Genomic DNA, 19,485 nt, shown 5'->3' with positions numbered 1-19,485 from the left:
CCCTTTCATTGGTTTTTTCATAAAACATTTGATAAAATATGAAAGATAACAACGTGAGGATTGTAAAATCCGGAACCTGAGAATCACTGGAGGTGCGAAAGCGATGGGACCCACCAAGACAAAAGGTCGTCGTTTTCCTTTGCTGCCTTTAAGAGGACTTCTGGTCTACCCGAGCATGGTTCTGCATCTCGATGTGGGCCGGGAAAAATCGGTCAAGGCTTTGGAAAAAGCGATGGTTGAAGACAATTTGATTCTCCTGTGTTCTCAATCAGAAGTAAATATTGAAGAACCCACACAAGAGGACATCTTTCGAGTCGGCACGGTAGCCAAGGTACGCCAGATGCTCAAGCTTCCTAATGGAACTATTCGAGTATTGGTGGAAGGGCTGGAACGCGCCGAGATTATTCAATATACGGACAATGAAGAATATTACGAGGTAATGGCGAAGGAGCTGCACGAGGCAGAAAACGTACAGCCTGAGACGGATGCGCTTATGCGCACTGTATTAACTCAGTTCGAGCATTATATCAACTTGTCCAAAAAGGTAACACCAGAGACTCTCGCTGCGGTATCCGATATTGAGGAGCCGGGACGACTTGCAGACGTGATCACAAGTCATCTTACGCTCAAAATTAAGGAAAAGCAGGATATACTGGAGACGATCGACGTTACTCAGCGTCTGGAGAAGCTTCTGGATATTTTGAACAATGAGCGTGAAGTACTGGAGCTGGAACGTAAAATCAACCAGCGTGTGAAGAAGCAAATGGAGAAGACGCAGAAGGAGTATTATCTGCGTGAACAAATGAAGGCGATTCAAAAGGAACTTGGCGAGAAGGAAGGCCGCGCAGGAGAAGTTGAAGAACTGCGCAACCAGCTAAGTGAACTGGAGCTACCTGTTCCGGTGAAGGAGAAGGTTGAAAAGGAAATCGATCGTCTGGAAAAAATGCCGGCAAGCTCTGCCGAGGGTGGCGTCATCCGTAATTATGTTGATTGGTTGTTAAGCTTGCCGTGGAACAAGTTTACCGATGATGATCTGGATATCGTCAAAGCTGAAGAGGTACTCAATAACGACCACTACGGACTCGATAAACCCAAGGAACGTGTATTGGAGTATTTGGCTGTGCGTAAGCTGGTGAAGACCATTAAGGGACCGATTCTGTGTCTCGTAGGCCCGCCAGGGGTCGGCAAGACCTCGTTGGCCCGTTCGATTGCCAAATCCATGGGTCGGGAATTTGTTCGCATTTCTCTCGGAGGTGTGCGGGATGAAGCGGAAATCCGTGGTCACCGCCGGACTTATGTTGGCGCGATGCCGGGACGGATCATTCAAGGGATGAAGACCGCAGGAACGTCTAATCCGGTATTTTTGCTGGATGAGATTGATAAAATGGCTTCCGATTTTCGGGGGGATCCATCGGCAGCATTGCTCGAAGTGCTTGATCCTGAACAAAACAATACGTTCAGTGACCATTTTGTCGAGCTGCCGTTTGATCTGTCCAATGTGATGTTTGTAACGACAGCCAATGCTGCACACAACATCCCGCGTCCGCTAATGGACCGTATGGAGACACTCTATATTCCAGGCTACACCGAACTGGAGAAGCTGGAAATCGCCAACCGGTACCTATTGCCCAAGCAGAAGAGAGAGCATGGCTTGAACGAGGAACAGTTGGTCATCGGGGAGGATACGCTCCTGCGTGTCATTCGTGAATATACCCGTGAATCCGGTGTGCGGAATCTAGAACAGCAAATGGCTTCTCTGTGCCGCAAGGCGGCGAAGTCCGTTGTATCTGGTGGCGAAGGGCCGATTCAAATCACACCGGATAATCTGAAGGATTATCTGGGTATCGCTAAATTCCGTTACGGTGTTGCAGAACTGGAGGATCAGATCGGTACGGTTACAGGCTTGGCATGGACAGAGGTCGGTGGTGAAACACTGATGATTGAAGTGACGGTCGTACCTGGTAATGGTAAACTGATTCTTACGGGTAAACTGGGAGACGTTATGAAGGAATCTGCCCAGGCGGCATTCAGCTACACTCGTTCCAAAGCAGTTGATCTGGGCATTGAACTGGACTTTTATGAGAAAAATGATATCCACATTCATATTCCTGAGGGTGCGATTCCGAAGGATGGCCCATCTGCGGGAATTACTATTGCTACCGCATTAATTTCAGCTTTGACCAACCGTCATGTATCCAAGGATGTAGCTATGACGGGCGAAATTACTTTGCGCGGCCGAGTATTGCCGATTGGTGGTTTGAAAGAGAAGTCGCTGGCTGCCCATCGGGCAGGCTACAAAAAAATTCTGCTTCCCAAAGATAATGAACGGGATTTGAAGGATATTCCCGACAGTATCCGGCAGGATGTTGAATTTGTCCCCGTTGCCCATATGGATCAGGTGCTAAAGCATGCTTTGGTTGAGCAGGCAAGGGTACATTAGAGAGGAATTAAGAACACAATGAAAGTAACAAAAGCAGAATTTATAATAAGTGCGGTTGGCCCCGATCAGTTTCCTGTGGACGCTTTGCCAGAGATTGCTCTGGCGGGGCGCTCCAATGTAGGAAAGTCTTCACTGATTAATCGGTTGATTAACCGTAAAAATTTGGCGCGTACCAGTTCTACGCCAGGTAAAACCCAGCAACTCAATTATTACCGGATTAATGATGACCTCTATTTTGTCGATTTTCCCGGTTATGGTTATGCCAAGGTATCCAAAACGTCCCGCAAGGCTTGGGGGCAGATGATTGAGTCTTATTTGCTAGAGCGTGAGCCACTTAAGCTGGTGCTTCAAATGGTAGATTTGCGTCATCCGCCGTCCAAGGACGATATCATGATGCACGATTGGCTGCGCCATCACGGGCTTCCAGTCTGCGTTGTAGGCACTAAGGCAGATAAAATCCCTAAAACGCGGCGAGAAAAGCATTATAAGGTAATCAAGCAGGAACTAGGAATACTTCCCGGGGGATTGTTTATCCCCTTTTCATCCGAAGAAGGTATGGGCAAGGAAGAGCTGTGGTCTGTCATCTCCAGCTATATAGAGAATGACGACGAAGAGCAGACGGAATTGTAAGGTTAGGGACGTCCTTGAGGGCGTCCCTTTTTCATGATTCAGGCTTCAAAAAAAATAAACTCACTAAATGGGTAGGAATAATATATAATAACTAAAGGAACTGATGGAATTTAAGCAGAAAAGTGAGGATATGGGGGATAATGCAGTCTTAACCCCATCATTTTCTGTTTATTTCCGATGTATGGCGGAAATTTATGATTTGATGTGCAAGAAAAGCGTTGTAGGTCTGATGTATAATAAAGCATAAAGCTTAAACTTATAGGTTCAGGAAAGAATTGAGGAGATTGGTATGGCTCAGCGGTTAGCCACAGAGTATGTTAAAACCACTTTGACCTTGTCGGAAACTCAAATGGACGAATTTTTGCGGGCAGTGGATGATCCCCAGGTGCATTACTATATTAAAGTTCTAGATAACGGAAGACAGGAAATCGTTCTGGAGCATAATGCGGGTGAGGAAGTTCATTTGTTTTTTGAAGCCCAAGAGGGAGCGTTTGTGTGTGAATTGACTTGCCGCTTAATTCATCCGCAACTAACCCTGTTTATACGCAAACTTTTTGTTCGTTTTAAGGGCGAAGGCATCGTTTACCGAATGTATCAAGGATTCACTATGGTGTATTTTTATAATGAAGGTACGGTTCGTAAAATTATGGAGAAGAATGCCGTAGGCTCCAGGCTGGTATTTGAATATAAAAATACGGTTCAGGAACTGCAACAGCTTTTTCAGCATCAGAACGTCGAAAATGAAATATCAGACGTATATCATCTCATTAATTCGTTGCTTGACCAGCGGAATTTGGCGCGTACTTTCTCGGAGTTGGAACAGATTGATCACAAGCTTCGAATGAGTTGCTCGAAATTATTTGCACTGGAAGCCTAAAAAAGACTTGAACATCTAGAATGAATCGTTATGCAGTGTAGTCCCTTTCTTTACCGAAAGGGGCTTTTTTATTCCAAAAAAATGATTGCATTTGCTGCACATAGATGTTATTTTTAATCTCGTTGAAAATGAATATAGGAACCAGGATTCACTCAGGACATTGAATGTTGCGAGAGGTTATTCCCTCGGGAAGTGAATGACGTAGGTCCTAGCGGATGAAATTTTTTTAAACATTTTATTCCTAGGAAGGGGGAACCGAAAGATGGAATTGGAGTACTCAACTTTCGGAAGACACGTTGCCGTAGATACTTGGGGTGTTGAGTTTGAATTACTGAATGATGCGCAGTTTTTGGAGGCTCAATTAGTTGAAGCAGCTGAAGCTTGCGGAGCCACGGTGATGTCCGTGCAATCCAAGCAATTCGAACCACAGGGAGCTACCGTGCTTGTACTGTTGTCGGAGAGTCATCTCTCTATTCATACGTATCCTGAGAGAGGATTTGCCGCTATTGATTGTTATACTTGCGGTGAGACTGTCGATCCACAGCTGGCTATTGATTACCTGGTATCCGTTCTAAAACCGAAAAAAACATATGCGAAGAAGCTGATTCGCGGCTTGGGAGAACTTCAGGTGGAATCACCGGAGTGCAAGCTGGCTGAGTTGGTGTAAATCGTTCTTTATGGAGCCATTTGTGCGTCCTATATTATAACCATGGAACATTTCCATGGTTATTTGTTTTAAAAGTGGTCTACACTAGATCAAATCATACAGAATGTGCTAGATGTTCATGAAAGCCATCCAATTTTCATAAACAATTCATAAAACAGCCGGAGGAGATTCGGACTTCTGTGATATAATTAACATAGTCTATGATAACAGTGGTTATTCTTATTACAGTTTAGGCAGGTGAATTTGCAATGCACATCGTCGTTGTTGGGTTGAATTATCGTACGGCGCCTGTGGAAGTCAGAGAGCGTTTTACATTTGCAGAAGAAGATTTGCCAAAAGCGCTGGAACAACTCAAACTTACCAAAAGTGTGTTGGAGGGCGTAGTTGTCGCAACCTGCAATCGGACTGAAATATATGTTGTGGTGGACCGCCTTCACATGTGCGGTTATTTTATACGCAGTTTTATGGAGCAATGGTTTGGCATTCCGCGTGATCAATTTACACAACATTTATATATATATGAGGACGAGCAGGCGATTCGGCATTTGTTCCGTGTGACTTGTGGCCTTGATTCTATGGTAATCGGAGAAACACAAATTTTGGGACAGGTAAAGAATGCTTTTCTTCAGGCTCAATCCCAGAAAATTACGGCAACGTGGTTTAATATGTTGTTTAAGCAGGCCGTCACATTGGGCAAGCGTGCCCATTCGGAGACGTCTATTGGAGAAAGTGCCGTATCTGTCAGCTATGCAGCAGTTGAGCTGGGCAAACGCATTTTCGGGATGTTTACCGATAAAAAGGTACTGATTCTCGGTGCTGGTAAAATGAGCGAGCTTACTGTTAAGCATTTGTACAGCGGTGGAGCAGCTGAGGTTATTGTAGCAAACCGAACCCTGTCCCGTGCGGAAGACCTTGCCTCCAAGTTCCATGGAACGCCGGTTACGATGGAGGAAGGCATGAATCGGTTGGCGGATGTGGATATTGTCATTAGTTCGACAGGTGCCCAGGGTTATATTCTGGATCGGACTCGGGTTGAAGCAAGTATGAAACGTCGACAGTCCCGTCCTTTGTTTATGATTGATATTGCGGTTCCGCGTGATCTCGACCCGGCTATTGGTGAATTACAGAATGTTTTCCTGTACGATATTGATGATCTGGAAGGGATCGTGGAGAGCAATTTGGAAATGCGCCGTACCGAAGCTACAAAAATCGAGCATATGATCGAAGATGAGCTTAGCGAGTTTTATCAATGGTTGAAAACGATGGGAGTGCGTCCGGTGATTCGTGCATTACAGGAAAAAGCGGAGTCTGTACATCAGGATACGTTGGAAAGCTTGTTCAATAAGCTTCCTGAGCTGGATGAACGGCAACGCAAAGTGATTAGCCGCTTGACGAAAAGTATGCTGAATCAGATGATGCATGATCCGATCAATCGGGTAAAAGAACTGGCTGTTCAAAAGCAGGGGAATGAGGCCCTAGACATGTTTAGCCATATTTTTGCTTTGGAGGATCGTTTGGATGACGCCGCTCAGAAAGTAGATAAAAGCGATGCATCTGCGTTAATGAAACCGGAAGCCGGTGTTCATGAAAAAACCGTTCAGGCTCAGGCTTTGCCAGCGTCGTTTGCGCCGGCCAGCCTGTAAAGGTGGGTGAACAGAAGTGGCTTCAGGCATGCTTATATATGATTCAATGATTTATGTTTTTGCCCTGAGCCTTCTGTTTGTATTCTCGGATGGGATTCGTCGCAATGCGAATGCTAAACGGACAGGTACAGGGCTTCTTGTTGTCGTTCTGGTGCTCCAGCTTGCTTATATGGGGATAAGAACCTGGAATGAAGGGCATCTTCCTATTTTCGTGACCTACGATTTTCTATTTCTGTTCTCAGTTATTTTGGTACTGATTTCTTTGATTCTGACACGTTATCAGCGATCCGAATTTGCGGTATTGTTGCTTAATATTATTAGTTTTGCAGTGCTAGTGCTCAACAATATATGGATGGAGCCTCTCGACAACCCGCTTGGAAATTGGCATACCGTGCATGGACTGCTCCTGATTCATATTGCGCTGGCTAACCTTGGTTTTGTAGCGATGACGGTAGCAGCTGTATTTTCGGGGTTATATCTGTTTTTGCATCGTAAATTGAAAGTAAAGAAATGGAATGACACGATCAGACGCCTGCCAAGTCTGGAAATGATGGACCGGTATACGCATATGGCGCTGTTGATTGGTACTCCTTTGTTGGGAGTCTCTATTGTAGTTGCCGTTATTTCTATTATTGCCGAGGAACGCTGGCGTCTCTTGCTAGATACCAAGGTGCTGATGACAGCGATTGCCTTGTGCGTGTATATTATATTTTTAGTGAGCAAAAGATTGAATCAGCGTTCAGGGCTAGTAATGGCAAAGTGGGCATTGGTGGGCTACACGCTATTGATTCTTAATTTTTTGCTGAATTCCTGGTCTGTATTTCATCAGTGGACGGGAGAGTGAAAAGCCTTTTGCAGCATTTTGTCCCGATTTCGTTGAATTGTAAGAATAAGATCTGTTGTGTTGTAGGTGGCGGTAGGATTGCGGAACGAAAGGTAAAGGGGATGATGGAAAGTGGGGCATTCATTACCGTCATTAGCCCGAATATAACGCCGGATTTACAGGTTCTGGCGGATCACAAGCAGCTCCACTGGGTAAATCGCGTATATCGCGAGGGTGACCTCCAGGGAGCCTTTCTTGTATATGCGGCGACGAACCAGAGAGAAGTGAATTATGAGGTTGCGCATGAGGCCAGACAAAGGGGTATACTGGTAAATGTGGCGGATCGATCGGAAGAGGGAGACTTTATAACGCCGGGTACCATTCGACGAGGAAGACTGACGATTAGTATTTCCACAGAAGGGGCTGGCCCTGCTGTAACCACTGATATTACATCAGCTTTGAATACGTTGTTTGGTAGCGAATACGAGCCATATCTGGATTTCATGCACGATATGCGACAGATCATCAAACGTAAGATAAGTTCCCCACAGCAAAGGACCAAACTACTGAGGCGCCTGGCGAGTAGCGGGATTTTGGATCAAATACGGCGTCATGAATTTATGGCTTGGACCGAAAAAGAAATAGACCTATGGATTGCGCAAAATCAGGAGGAATAACATGCGAACAATTGTGGTAGGCAGCAGACAGAGTGCGTTGGCGTTAACTCAGACCGGGCATGTCATTGAAGATTTGAACGCGCTGTGCGCGAAGCATGGAATGGATTTGCAATTTGTCGTGAAGAAAATCCTGACCAAGGGTGATCGAATATTGGATGTAACCTTGTCCAAAGTGGGTGGCAAAGGGCTTTTTGTCAAAGAAATTGAACAGGCCATGCTGGCTGGTGAGATTGATATGGCAGTACATAGTATGAAGGATATGCCTTCCGAATTGCCGGAAGGGCTTGTCAACGGCGCTGTGCCGCGCCGTGAGGACCCACGTGATTGCCTGATCACATTGGGCGCCAAGAGCCTGGAGGATTTGCCTCAAGGGGCAAAGGTGGGCACGAGCAGCCTGCGCAGAGCCAGTCAAATCAAGTCCATGCGACCTGATCTACAATTGGAGCCTGTGCGGGGTAATATTGATTCCCGTCTGAAAAAGCTGGAGACGGAAGGTTTTGATGCTATCATTTTGGCGGCAGCAGGCTTGCATCGGATGGGCTGGAAAGAGCGAATTACGTCCTATATACCGGAAGAAGACTGTTTGCCGGCGGTTGGGCAGGGAGCGCTAGGTATTGAATGTCGTGCGAGCGATGAAGAGCTATTGGCCTTGCTGCGCCTTTACAACGACCGAGATACCTCGGCTACCGTTGCGGCAGAACGAACCTTTCTAGGCGTGTTAAATGGGGGGTGCCAAGTGCCGATTGGGGCTCATGCGGTCTGGGCTGATCAAGAAATCAGCCTCACGGGCATGGTAGGCTCGCCAGATGGCGAGGTTATTTTGAAGGAAACGCTCCAGGGAAATGATCCGCTAAAGCTGGGAGAAGCGGTGGCGGCCAGTTTGATAGCCAAAGGAGCGGAACAGATTCTTGCGCAGGTGAGGGGATGATAGCATGGCAGGAAAAGTATATTTGGTAGGTGCAGGACCCGGAGACGCAAGATTAATTACGGTCAAGGGTTGGGAATGCATTCAATTGGGCGATGTCATTGTGTACGACAGACTGGCAAGCCCGCGCCTCTTGGGATTGATGAAGCCAGGTGCCCAAAAAATCTATGTCGGCAAGTTGCCAGATCGTCACACCATGAAGCAAGAGGAAATTAATCAGCTGCTGGTGGATTTGGCCTTGGAAGGAAAAACAGTTGTTCGTCTTAAAGGGGGAGACCCCACTATATTTGGACGAGTCGGCGAGGAAGCCGGGCTACTGCGTAAACATGGTATTTCCTATGAAATTATACCCGGCATCACATCAGCAATCAGTGTGCCCGCCTATGCGGGCATTCCAGTCACACACCGGGATATGGCCTCATCGCTGTCTATCATTACAGGTCATGAAAGTCCCGATAAACTCGACAAAAGTATTCATTGGGATAAAGTGACGAACGCAACGGGCACACTGATCTTTATGATGGGTGTAGCCAAGATCGGCTATATCAGTGAACAGCTGATAAAACACGGCAAGCCGTCAAATACTCCTGTTGCCTTGATCCGTTGGGGGACCCGCGCCGAGCAGGATACGCTGGTGGGTACGCTGGCGGATATTGAAGCTAAGGTGAAGGCCGCGAATTTTCAACCTCCCGCCGTCATCGTTGTCGGAGAAGTGGTCAATCAACGTGAACAGTTAAAATGGGCTGAGGACATGCCTTTGTTTGGCAAGCGGATTTTGGTTACTCGCGCGCGTGCGCAGGCCAGCAGTCTGGTTCGCCGGATTGAGGAGCTTGGTGGCGAGCCATATGAATTTCCAGTTATTCAGACGGTAGCCCCCTCGGACGAGCCAACCAAACAGGAGATTAAAGAGGCATTTGCGCGACTACCTGAATATGATTGGGTGTTTTTCACTAGCGTTAATGGAGTTGAATACTTTTTCACGCACTTAAAGGAACAGGGCAAGGACGTACGCATGCTGTTCAAAGCTCGTATTGCCGCAGTCGGACCAGCTACAGCAGCTGCGCTTCGGACACACGGAATTGTGGCAGAACAGATCGAAGGCCCTTTTCAGGCAGAAGGTTTGCTCGAAGGGTTTGAGCAGGATTTGCAGGCAGGGCAGAATGTATTTCTACCTAGAGGTGATCTAGCTCGGCCTTGGCTGCCAGAAAAGCTGAGGGAGATGGGGCTTCATGTGACCGAGGCTGATTTGTATCAAACTGTGCTGGCAGCCAACACACAGGATGACGAGCTCCTCAAGCTGCTTGAGGAACGAGCCATTCACGCGATTACGTTTACGAGTTCCTCAACCGTCACCTTTTTTCTGGAAGCGCTCAGGCAAATGGGGATCCATGATCCGTTGACGCTGCTGGAGGGAGTTACGATTGCTGTAATAGGTCCTTTGACCGGTGAGACAGCTACCCAAGCCGGTTTGACTGTGAGTTTTATGTCAGAGAAGGCAACCATTGAAAGTCTGATCCAATCGTTATGTGACTGGAAACGATCAAGTACTCTTATGACATTATAATTTTTTGTTTTTGCTAATGAATGTATAAAAAATGGAGGTTTGTATTCATGAGTGTTCCTTTTACTAGACATCGTCGTTTGCGTCAGTCGGCTGCAATTCGCAGTATGGTGCGTGAGACGGTATTAAATCCCGCTGATTTTATCCAACCGATCTACGTAACATTTGGCACGGGGGTGAAACAGGAAATTAGCTCTATGCCAGGTGTATACCGTTTTTCTCTGGATCGGCTGGAGGAAGAACTAAAAGAGATTAGTGAGCTTGGCATTCCCGCCGTGCTCCTGTTTGGCATACCGGAAACAAAAGACAGTGTAGGGACTTCGGCTTTTGTGGACGATGGTATTGTTCAGGAAGCTACTCGTTTGATCAAGTCTCGTTATCCCGAACTGCTGGTTGTGGCTGACACTTGTTTGTGTGAGTTTACGGACCATGGACACTGCGGTATGGTACACATGCATGAGCATGATGGTGAGGTATGCGGTGAAGTATTGAATGATGAATCTCTGGAGGTGCTGGTACGTACAGCCGTTTCTCAGGCCAGAGCTGGTGCGGATATTATCGCGCCATCTAATATGATGGACGGTTTTGTACAAGCGATTCGGCAGGGGCTGGATCTGGAAGGCTTTTCACATATTCCGATTATGTCGTATTCCGTCAAATATGCGTCTGCTTTTTATGGTCCTTTCCGGGAAGCCGCAGATTCTGCGCCGCAGTTTGGTGACCGCAAATCCTATCAGATGGACCCTGCCAATGCACGTGAAGCATTGCGAGAAGCGGAGTCTGATGTGCTGGAGGGTGCGGATATGCTGATGGTGAAGCCTTCTCTTTCTTACCTGGACGTGATGCGCACGATTAAGAATCAATTTGATCTGCCTATGGTGGCTTACAACGTTAGTGGTGAATATGCCATGGTCAAGGCAGCCGCTCTTCAAGGCTGGATTGATGAAAAAGCAATGGTGCTGGAGATTCTGACAAGCATGAAGCGTGCGGGTGCAGATATGATTATTACCTATTCGGCCAAGGATGCGGCAAGATGGTTGAAGCAATAAGTCTATTTTCAGAAGATAGGAGTGGTCAGATTGATCGACGAACAACGGAAAGTGCGCAAGGATACGAACTCCAAAGTAGCCTTTGATGAGGCAAAACAATACATTCCGGGTGGCGTTAACAGCCCGGTACGGGCTTTTAAATCTGTTGGGATTACACCTGTATATATCGACCATGGCGAAGGATCGCGTGTATATGATATTGATGGTCAATCCTATTTAGACTATGTATGTTCATGGGGACCGCTTATTATGGGCCATGCACATCCCGAAGTGGTTAAAGCTCTACAGGCTGCTGTTGTAAAGGGAACCAGCTTCGGCGCACCAACGTTGGCAGAAACCGAAATGGCCAAGCTCGTATGTGAGCGTGTTCCTTCTATGGACATTGTACGTATGGTTAACTCCGGAACTGAGGCGACTATGAGTGCGATTCGACTCGCACGCGGATTTACGAGCCGTAGTAAAATTCTTAAATTTGAGGGATCATATCACGGTCATGCGGACAGCTTGCTGATTAAAGCAGGCTCTGGTGTTGCGACATTAGGCTTGCCCGATAGTCCGGGTGTACCTGAAGTCGTAGCTACCCATACCATCACCGTCCCTTATAATGATTTGGCTTCGGTGAAGCTAGCTTTTGAGAAATTTGGCGAAGAGATTGCCGCAATTATTGTCGAGCCAGTAGCAGGCAATATGGGAGTTGTACCGCCACAGCCTGGATTTTTGGAAGGTTTGCGTGAGGTAACCCAGCAGTACGGAAGTCTGCTGATTTTTGATGAAGTGATGACTGGATTCCGGGTTGGACTTCATTCGGCTCAAGGTCGCTTTGGTGTGACGCCGGATCTTACCTGTCTGGGTAAAGTGATTGGTGGTGGACTCCCTGTAGGTGCTTACGGCGGACGTCGCGATATTCTGGAACAGATTGCTCCATCGGGGCCAATTTATCAAGCGGGTACGCTTAGCGGAAATCCGCTGGCTATGGCAGCAGGTTATTCGACACTTAAATTGCTGACGCCAGAAGTATACGATCGCCTGGAAGAGCGGGCAGCAAGACTTCAAGCCGGATTCGAACGTAATGCGAGCGAGCTGGGTATCCCTGTCACGATCAATCGCGTGGGTTCCATGGTTTGTCCATTTTTTACAGAAGAAAAGGTTGTCAATTTTGACACAGCTAAAACGAGTAATCAGGACCACTTCCGCCGTTACTTTACTGAAATGGTGAATGAGGGAGTCAGTGTGGCACCATCTCAATTTGAGGGTATGTTTGTGTCGGGCGTGCATACGGTAGAGGATATTGATGCCACCATTGAGGCGAACTATCGCGCGCTCAAACGTCTATGAGCTGGCAAGGTGGCTGGAAAAGAAGAGGACCGTGGCTGGAAGTCACGCCAGGACGGGAAATCACAGACGGGGAAAAAAACAATGCTGATGCTGTAGATCAGTGGTTGCTGAATCGTTTGGAATTACCGGAAAAGCTGTGGCGCAGACTGCGTCATGCAAAAGAGATTGAACTTACAGGGGACCGGCTGCGGCTGGCCCTTTTTCCTGTAATGAACCTTGGAATCACCCCTCGCTGGTATGATTTGAAGGTACTGTATGAAGATGATTTTTGCCTGGTAGTGCATAAACCGGCAGGTATGGCAGTACATCCGGATGGCGCTGTGCAGGATGGTCCGCTGACGTTGGATCATGCTGTCGCATCCTACTATGAGATGAATGGCATTCATGCGGCGGTACGGCATGTACATCGTCTGGATGTGGATACGACGGGCCCAGTGCTATATGCCAAAAATGAATTTGCGTTGCTCAAGCTGGACGAGCAAATGCGAGCTAAGGATATAGGCCGCAGGTATGTGGCTTTGGTACGAGGGAAAGTACCCCCATCGCTGCGAACGTTGGATTGGCCGATTGGCAAGGACAGGCATCATAAGCAGCGCCGTCGTGTATCTCCAACTGGGCAAAAGGCGGTTACCCATATTGAACTCGGAGAAGTATGGGGAAGCGGTCCAAGTGCAGTGAGTCTCGTATATCTGACGCTGGAGACAGGCCGGACGCACCAGATTCGCGTACATCTTAGTCATGCTGGCTACCCATTGCTTGGGGATGTATTATACGGGGGGCGGGCTACTGATTTTGGCAGGCAGGCGCTGCACGGAGAGCGTCTTACTTTCTGTCATCCGCTGAGTGGCGAAACGATTACCGTGGAGGATGCTTGGCCGGATGATTTTCAAAAGCTACACAAACAGCTATAAAAGATGGCATGCCTTCTATTTTGGCGCATATACTTGAACCTAGAAACGGTTTGCAATATGGAGTTTCCGTGCGCCTGACCAGAAGTCAGAGGATGTGCGGAGACTGCCCAAAGGAGGATGCCATCCTTGAACAAACAACAGAATGATCAGCCGCAAGGCTTGCGTTTTGATATTTATGAACGCATTCATTTGACGGAGGAAGCTGCCGGGATTGCTGAGTTGGAGGAAATTGAGCTTCTGCCACGCATTCAGGTTGTAACCCACGGCGACCATGCCGCTTTGCGAGGGCATTTGCTGCTGGAGGGCGTGTACCGCACACCTGAACAGATCACGAGCGAGCTTCATCATTTGATCCCTGTGGAAATTACCATTCCGCTAAACCGCGTAGGGAGATTGGAAGATATCTCTGTCGAGATTGAAAATTTTGATGTGGACCTGCTTTCTTTACGTAGTCTAAACATTACAGGCGTTCTTTCTTTGCATGGCGTGGAAAGCTCGCACGCGGAGGAGACGGCGGTTTGGCTGGATGAGGAATTTACCGTAGTGCATGCACCTGAGCATCCGGTTCAATCCCTTTCCGCCGATGGAGAGCATCATGCAGAGGCCTATTCTACCAATGACTCGTCCTCCGATTACGTTACAGATCCTGAAACTTCCTACAGGGTGCCAGCACAACAGGAGTCCGTTTCTTGGGAACAGCCGTCTGAGGAACATGAGGAACAGAAGTCATTGTCGGAACAGCAAGCTTATGAGTCGGCAGTAGATCCTAACCGATTCTATGAGCCTTGGACGGGCAAAGCAGTTGAAGACAGCTCTCCCGAGGTCAAGCATGAGCATGGGTCTCCGGAAGTGTGGGGATTTCAGCAAGAGGAAGCATGGGCAGGGGGAAATGAGCCCAAAGTATCTTCCGCATCTCCTAATATAGTATATGAACCTTTGCTGTCTGAACCGCATCCTGCCACGGAGTCCGAGGTCTATCTGGAGCCACAGTTGGAAGCGAGTCAAGTAGATAACTTCGACTTCAGGCCTGAAGCGTCAGAACAGGTTAACCACGAGGCCCATGACACCTTTACTGAGGATAAGCCAGAGATGCGTGTAGCGCTCAACAGTAAAAAGGATGAAAGGGCAGACGAGCCAGACCCGGTTGTCTACTCATCATTACTCCAATCCAGCCGTTCGGTGAAGGAAGCCGAATACCAGCAGCAGTTGGAGCAGGAGCCGCAGGATCAGGATCAGAAAGCCGAAGAAGAGCGAGAGAATGCCAAGTGGAAGAACCTTTTTTTTCATACACAAGATGAAACACCTTTTCGCAAGGTGCGGTTATGCATTGTACAGCGCGAGGATACACTGGAAACCATAGCTGACCGTTATCAGCTCAGCACACGTGAGCTTCAACTGTATAACAGATTGGCGGAGCATCATGTGGAAGAAGGACAGGTATTGTATATCCCTTGATCCGGTTGCTGAAAAATGCACGGCGGGTGTTGACTATAGTCAATGGGAAATGTATGATGTGGTATAGTTATTGAAAGACTGAGATCGGGAAGAGTAGGCAGCAAGCCCTTCAGAGAGTGGAATTGCAGCGCTGTGAGGTTCCGCAGGAAGCTACTGGCCGAAGTCACCCGGGAGTCGCCTGTTTGAACGGTTCCTCATTTAATTCCTACGGAAGATAAGAGGCTCACGGTAGAATAAGGCCGGTCCGCAACCGTTATCTGCATAAAGTGTCACACCATGTGTAATGGATCAGTGGATACATACACTAGGGGTGAAACAAAGGTGGTACCGCGAGAGAACAGCCTTTCGTCCTTTGAGGATGAAAGGCTTTTTTTGTTTGCCAATTGAAAAATCATGGAGGTATCCTGATATGTCAGAACAAGACAACAAGACAACCTTGGAAATGCCAACAACGTACGATCCAAAATCAGCAGAACAAAAATGGTACAAAACGTGGATGGAGAAGGGCTATTTCCGCGCTGGGCAACATCCAGAGGCAGAGCCTTTTACAATCGTTATTCCACCACCGAATGTTACAGGTATGTTGCATATAGGACATGCTCTTGACTTTACTTTGCAGGATATTATTATTCGCGCCAAGCGGATGCAGGGGTATGATGCCTTGTGGCTGCCAGGGGCAGACCATGCGGGTATTGCTACCCAAACAAAGGTAGAGCAAAAGCTGCGTGAAGAAGGCCTGACACGTTATGATTTGGGCCGCGAGAAGTTTTTGGAGAAAGTGTGGGAGTGGAAGGATCTTTATCTAGATAATATCCATAACCAATGGGAAAAGATGGGCTTTTCTCTCGATTATTCTCGTGAGCGTTTTACGCTGGATGAGGGACTGTCCCAAGCGGTACGTGAGGTATTCGTTAAACTGTACAAGAAGGGTCTGATTTATCGCGGTAAACGCATCATTAACTGGGACCCTGCTGCACGTACTGCATTATCGGACATTGAGGTGGAATACAAAGAGGTGAACGGAAATCTGTATCACCTGCAATATCCACTGAAAGACGGTAGCGGATTTATTACGGTAGCCACTACACGTCCTGAAACGATGCTGGGCGATACAGCTGTAGCTGTACACCCGGAAGATGAACGTTACAAGCAAATGATTGGCAAAACGCTTGTGCTCCCAATCATCGGACGGGAAATTCCGGTCATTGCGGATGACTACGTTGATAAAGATTTCGGTAGCGGCGCGGTTAAAATTACACCGGCTCACGACCCGAATGACTTTGAAATGGGACAACGTCACCAGCTACCACAAATTACGGTGATGGACGAAACGGGAACGATGAATGCCGAAGCAGGCAAATATCAGGGCCTTGATCGTAGCGATTGCCGTAAGCAAATCGTCGCTGATCTGAAAGAGCAGGGCGTACTGATTCGTATTGAAGAGCACGTACATCAAGTAGGCCACAGCGAACGTACAGGTGTAGTTGTAGAACCTTATCTGTCCACACAATGGTTTGTGGAAATGAAGCCTCTGGCAGCTAAAGCGATTGAAGTGCAGAAGGCTGGCAACGGCGTAAACTTTGTACCGGATCGCTTTGAACGTACTTATCTGCATTGGATTGAAAATGTGCGTGACTGGTGTATTTCCCGGCAATTATGGTGGGGACACCGTATTCCGGCTTGGTACGATGAAGAAACCGGAGAAGTTATTGTATCGGCGGAGGACCCTACAACTTTGCCTGAGTATGCTGGCAGAAAGCTAAAACAGGATGAGGATGTGCTGGATACTTGGTTCAGCTCGGCTTTATGGCCGTTTTCGACACTGGGCTGGCCTGAGCAGACAGAGGACCTCAAACGCTACTATCCGACTAATGTCTTGGTTACAGGCTATGACATTATTTATTTCTGGGTATCGCGTATGATTTTTACCGCGTTGGAGTTTACGGAAGAGATTCCGTTCAAGGACGTACTTATGCACGGGTTGGTTCGTGATGCGGACGGTAGAAAAATGTCCAAATCCCTCGGCAACGGTGTTGATCCGCTCGACGTGATTGACCAATATGGTACCGATGCCATGCGTTATATGATTTCTACCAGTAGCACGCCTGGGCAAGACCTTCGTTTCCGCTGGGAGCGTGTGGAGCAGGCCCGTAACTTTGCCAATAAAATCTGGAACGCGTCACGCTTTGCGCTGATGAATCTGGAAGGCGTCACTTCGGCAGATATAGACATTACTGGTGACTTAAGCACTGCTGATCGTTGGATTTTGCATCGTCTAAACGAAACTTCACGCGACATCACGCGTCTAATAGATGCTTATGAATTTGGCGAGACAGGCCGCCTTCTGTATAACTTTATTTGGGATGATTTGTGCGACTGGTACATCGAGTTTGCGAAGCTTTCCCTATATGGCGAAAATGCAGAGGCGAAAAAGAAAACGCAGTCCGTACTTGCATATGTATTGGATCGGACACTGCGCATGATTCATCCGTTCATGCCGTTTATCTCTGAGGAAATATGGCAGCATCTTCCGCATGCGGGAGAGACGATTACACTGGCCGCTTGGCCTGTTTATGATCCTTCTTTTGAGGATAAGGATGCAGTTGCAGAAATGAATTTGCTGATCGACGTAATTCGCGCTGTGCGCAATATCCGTGCTGAAGTCAACGTGCCGATGAGTAAAAAAATTGAATTACTCATAAAACCCGGTGATCAAGCCGTTCTCGATATCATTAACCGCAATGGGGAATATGTACGTAGATTCTGTAATACGTCTGAATTCGACGCGGGATTAGAATTCACCGTTCCAGATAAAGCGATGACATCTATAGTTAGCGGCGCAGAGCTATACCTGCCGCTGGCCGGACTGCTTGATATTGCCCAGGAAATTAGCAGACTGGAAAAAGAACTTCAGCATTTGAACAGTGAAGTGGAGCGCGTGGAGAAAAAGTTATCTAACCAAGGCTTTGTGGCAAAGGCACCAGCTAAAGTCATCGAGGAAGAGAAGGCCAAGCAAGCCGATTACTCAGATAAGCGCGCTAAAGTTATCGCACGTATTGAAGAACTCAAGGGATAATTTCACTCACAATAAAATGACCTGAAGGTGAAGAGGATGTCAGATACGATCAGGGGCGGAGACACGGCTCCTTTACAAAGCTATGATGAAGCAGTGGAATGGATTAACGGCTTGATTCCGTTTGGTATCAGACCCGGATTGGAACGAATTGAACAGCTAATGAGTAAATTGGGTGATCCGCAACGACATCTGAAATTTGTGCATATTGCGGGAACCAACGGTAAAGGCTCAACTTGTGCCTTTCTGACCTCTGTGCTACTGAAATGTGGGTACGATGTCGGAACTTTTACGTCTCCGTACATCACCCGATTTACGAACCGTTTTCAATTCAATGGGACTGATATTCCCGATGAAACGCTGGTTTTGCTTGCCAATCGCTTGTATCCGTTGGTGAAAGAAATCGCAGATAGTGAATTGGGATCACCTACAATGTTTGAGGTATCGACAGCATTGGCTATTTTATACTATGCTACGGTATCTTTCCCAGATGTTGTGGTATGGGAGACAGGTCTCGGGGGAAGGATGGATGTAACTAATATCGTGAATCCAATCGTCTCAGTTATTACGAATGTCGGCTATGACCATACGGATATTTTGGGAGATACGCTCGAACAGATTGCAAGGGAAAAGGCCGGTATCATCAAACCGGGTGTACCTGTCGTCAGTTGTGTTTCCCAACCCGAGGCTATTCAGGTCATACGTGAAACGGCGACAAAGCAAGGAGCTACCTTGTACCTGGCAGGAGAACAGTTTACGTATGAACGGCTAAATGGGGATGAAACAGCTCAGACCTTTTCATTCGCGGGGCCCTTCCGACATATGGAAATTGACATCACGTTGTTAGGCGAGCACCAATGTTCTAATGCGGCAGGAGCTATGATGGCACTTGAGGTCCTACGTCAGTATATGGCTTTTGTGTTGGATGATGCAGAATTGCTGGAGGGCTTTAGGCAAACTGCCTGGGCAGGGCGTCTCGAACAAGTCAGTACCTCGCCGAGGATTGTCCTTGATGGAGCTCATAATCCAGAAGGAGCACAGACGCTGGCCAAGAGTCTTCCTCAAGTGTATTCGTACAAAAAATTGGTTTTAATGATGGGAATGCTGTCAAACAAGCATCATGAAGCATACTTGCAGCATATACTGCCACTAGTGGATACGCTTATCCTGACCGAGCCCGATTTTCGCCGCAAAATGAATGCCGCTGAATTGGCTCATCTCGTGGAGAAGCTGCGGCCGTCTTATGCCAAAACGGATTTAAAAATAATTGTAGAAGGTGACTGGAAAAAGGCTCTTGGCCTGCTTCAGTCACATACGGAAGCGGAAGATCTGGGGGTGGTGTCCGGCACGCTGTACCTTATTGCGGATGTACGGGCTACCCTTATGTATCAAACCGATTCGGAAAAAGGTTGGTGAAAT

The 19,485-nt window shown here is 47.5% G+C and carries 15 protein-coding genes; all 15 read left to right on the top strand.

The features are described from left to right. The first annotated feature begins 103 nt into the window (after window positions 1-103). Complete coding sequence (gene lon, locus NLX74_RS14435; protein WP_235308604.1) at window positions 104-2,440, top strand: endopeptidase La; 2,337 nt, start codon at window positions 104-106, stop codon at window positions 2,438-2,440. A gap of 18 nt (window positions 2,441-2,458) precedes the next feature. Then, window positions 2,459-3,070 (top strand): ribosome biogenesis GTP-binding protein YihA/YsxC, encoded by a 612-nt coding sequence (gene yihA / locus NLX74_RS14430; protein WP_061828820.1) that lies wholly within the window; start codon window positions 2,459-2,461, stop codon window positions 3,068-3,070. A gap of 289 nt (window positions 3,071-3,359) precedes the next feature. Then, window positions 3,360-3,947 carry a hypothetical protein gene (locus NLX74_RS14425; RefSeq protein WP_061828819.1) on the top strand — a complete coding sequence of 196 codons (588 nt, stop codon included), beginning with the start codon at window positions 3,360-3,362 and terminating at the stop codon, window positions 3,945-3,947. Window positions 3,948-4,215: 268 nt separating this feature from the next. Next, on the top strand, window positions 4,216-4,614 hold the full coding sequence (gene speD, locus NLX74_RS14420) for an adenosylmethionine decarboxylase (RefSeq protein ID WP_025365654.1): 399 nt from the start codon (window positions 4,216-4,218) through the stop codon (window positions 4,612-4,614). 248 nt (window positions 4,615-4,862) lie between these two features. Beyond that, window positions 4,863-6,257 carry a glutamyl-tRNA reductase gene (gene hemA / locus NLX74_RS14415; protein ID WP_069290219.1) on the top strand — a complete coding sequence of 465 codons (1,395 nt, stop codon included), beginning with the start codon at window positions 4,863-4,865 and terminating at the stop codon, window positions 6,255-6,257. Between the two features lie 16 nt (window positions 6,258-6,273). Beyond that, window positions 6,274-7,101, top strand: coding sequence for a cytochrome c biogenesis protein CcsA (ccsA, locus tag NLX74_RS14410; protein ID WP_061828817.1), 828 nt, complete (start codon window positions 6,274-6,276; stop codon window positions 7,099-7,101). An 8-nt stretch (window positions 7,102-7,109) separates the two neighbouring features. Beyond that, on the top strand, window positions 7,110-7,757 hold the full coding sequence (locus NLX74_RS14405) for a precorrin-2 dehydrogenase/sirohydrochlorin ferrochelatase family protein (RefSeq protein ID WP_061828816.1): 648 nt from the start codon (window positions 7,110-7,112) through the stop codon (window positions 7,755-7,757). A gap of 1 nt (window position 7,758) precedes the next feature. Further along, window positions 7,759-8,685, top strand: a complete 927-nt coding sequence (gene hemC / locus NLX74_RS14400; protein ID WP_254329132.1) for a hydroxymethylbilane synthase — start codon at window positions 7,759-7,761, stop codon at window positions 8,683-8,685. Between the two features lie 4 nt (window positions 8,686-8,689). Beyond that, window positions 8,690-10,246 carry a uroporphyrinogen-III C-methyltransferase gene (gene cobA / locus NLX74_RS14395; RefSeq protein ID WP_235308611.1) on the top strand — a complete coding sequence of 519 codons (1,557 nt, stop codon included), beginning with the start codon at window positions 8,690-8,692 and terminating at the stop codon, window positions 10,244-10,246. A 47-nt stretch (window positions 10,247-10,293) separates the two neighbouring features. Then, the gene (gene hemB, locus NLX74_RS14390; RefSeq protein ID WP_254329131.1) at window positions 10,294-11,292 is read left to right on the top strand and encodes a porphobilinogen synthase; all 999 of its coding nucleotides are present in this window, start codon (window positions 10,294-10,296) and stop codon (window positions 11,290-11,292) included. 30 nt (window positions 11,293-11,322) lie between these two features. After that, window positions 11,323-12,627 (top strand): glutamate-1-semialdehyde 2,1-aminomutase, encoded by a 1,305-nt coding sequence (gene hemL, locus NLX74_RS14385; RefSeq protein WP_025722720.1) that lies wholly within the window; start codon window positions 11,323-11,325, stop codon window positions 12,625-12,627. Then, on the top strand, window positions 12,624-13,538 hold the full coding sequence (locus NLX74_RS14380) for an RluA family pseudouridine synthase (protein WP_250266510.1): 915 nt from the start codon (window positions 12,624-12,626) through the stop codon (window positions 13,536-13,538). Before hemL ends, NLX74_RS14380 begins: the two co-directional genes overlap by 4 nt. Before the next feature lie 126 nt (window positions 13,539-13,664). Beyond that, window positions 13,665-14,993, top strand: coding sequence for a LysM peptidoglycan-binding domain-containing protein (locus tag NLX74_RS14375; protein WP_336077819.1), 1,329 nt, complete (start codon window positions 13,665-13,667; stop codon window positions 14,991-14,993). A gap of 409 nt (window positions 14,994-15,402) precedes the next feature. After that, window positions 15,403-18,069, top strand: coding sequence for a valine--tRNA ligase (locus tag NLX74_RS14370; RefSeq protein WP_254329129.1), 2,667 nt, complete (start codon window positions 15,403-15,405; stop codon window positions 18,067-18,069). 36 nt (window positions 18,070-18,105) lie between these two features. Further along, window positions 18,106-19,482: a bifunctional folylpolyglutamate synthase/dihydrofolate synthase gene (locus tag NLX74_RS14365; RefSeq protein ID WP_039272579.1), complete on the top strand. Its 1,377-nt coding sequence runs from the start codon at window positions 18,106-18,108 to the stop codon at window positions 19,480-19,482. Window positions 19,483-19,485: the final 3 nt, after the last annotated feature.

Origin of the sequence: Paenibacillus sp. MZ03-122A, from assembly GCF_024213325.1 — a bacterium.
Lineage (GTDB): Bacteria > Bacillota > Bacilli > Paenibacillales > Paenibacillaceae > Paenibacillus > Paenibacillus polymyxa_B.
The sequence above is the reverse complement of the archived record's forward strand: the minus strand, read 5'-3'. Positions and strand labels throughout refer to the sequence as shown.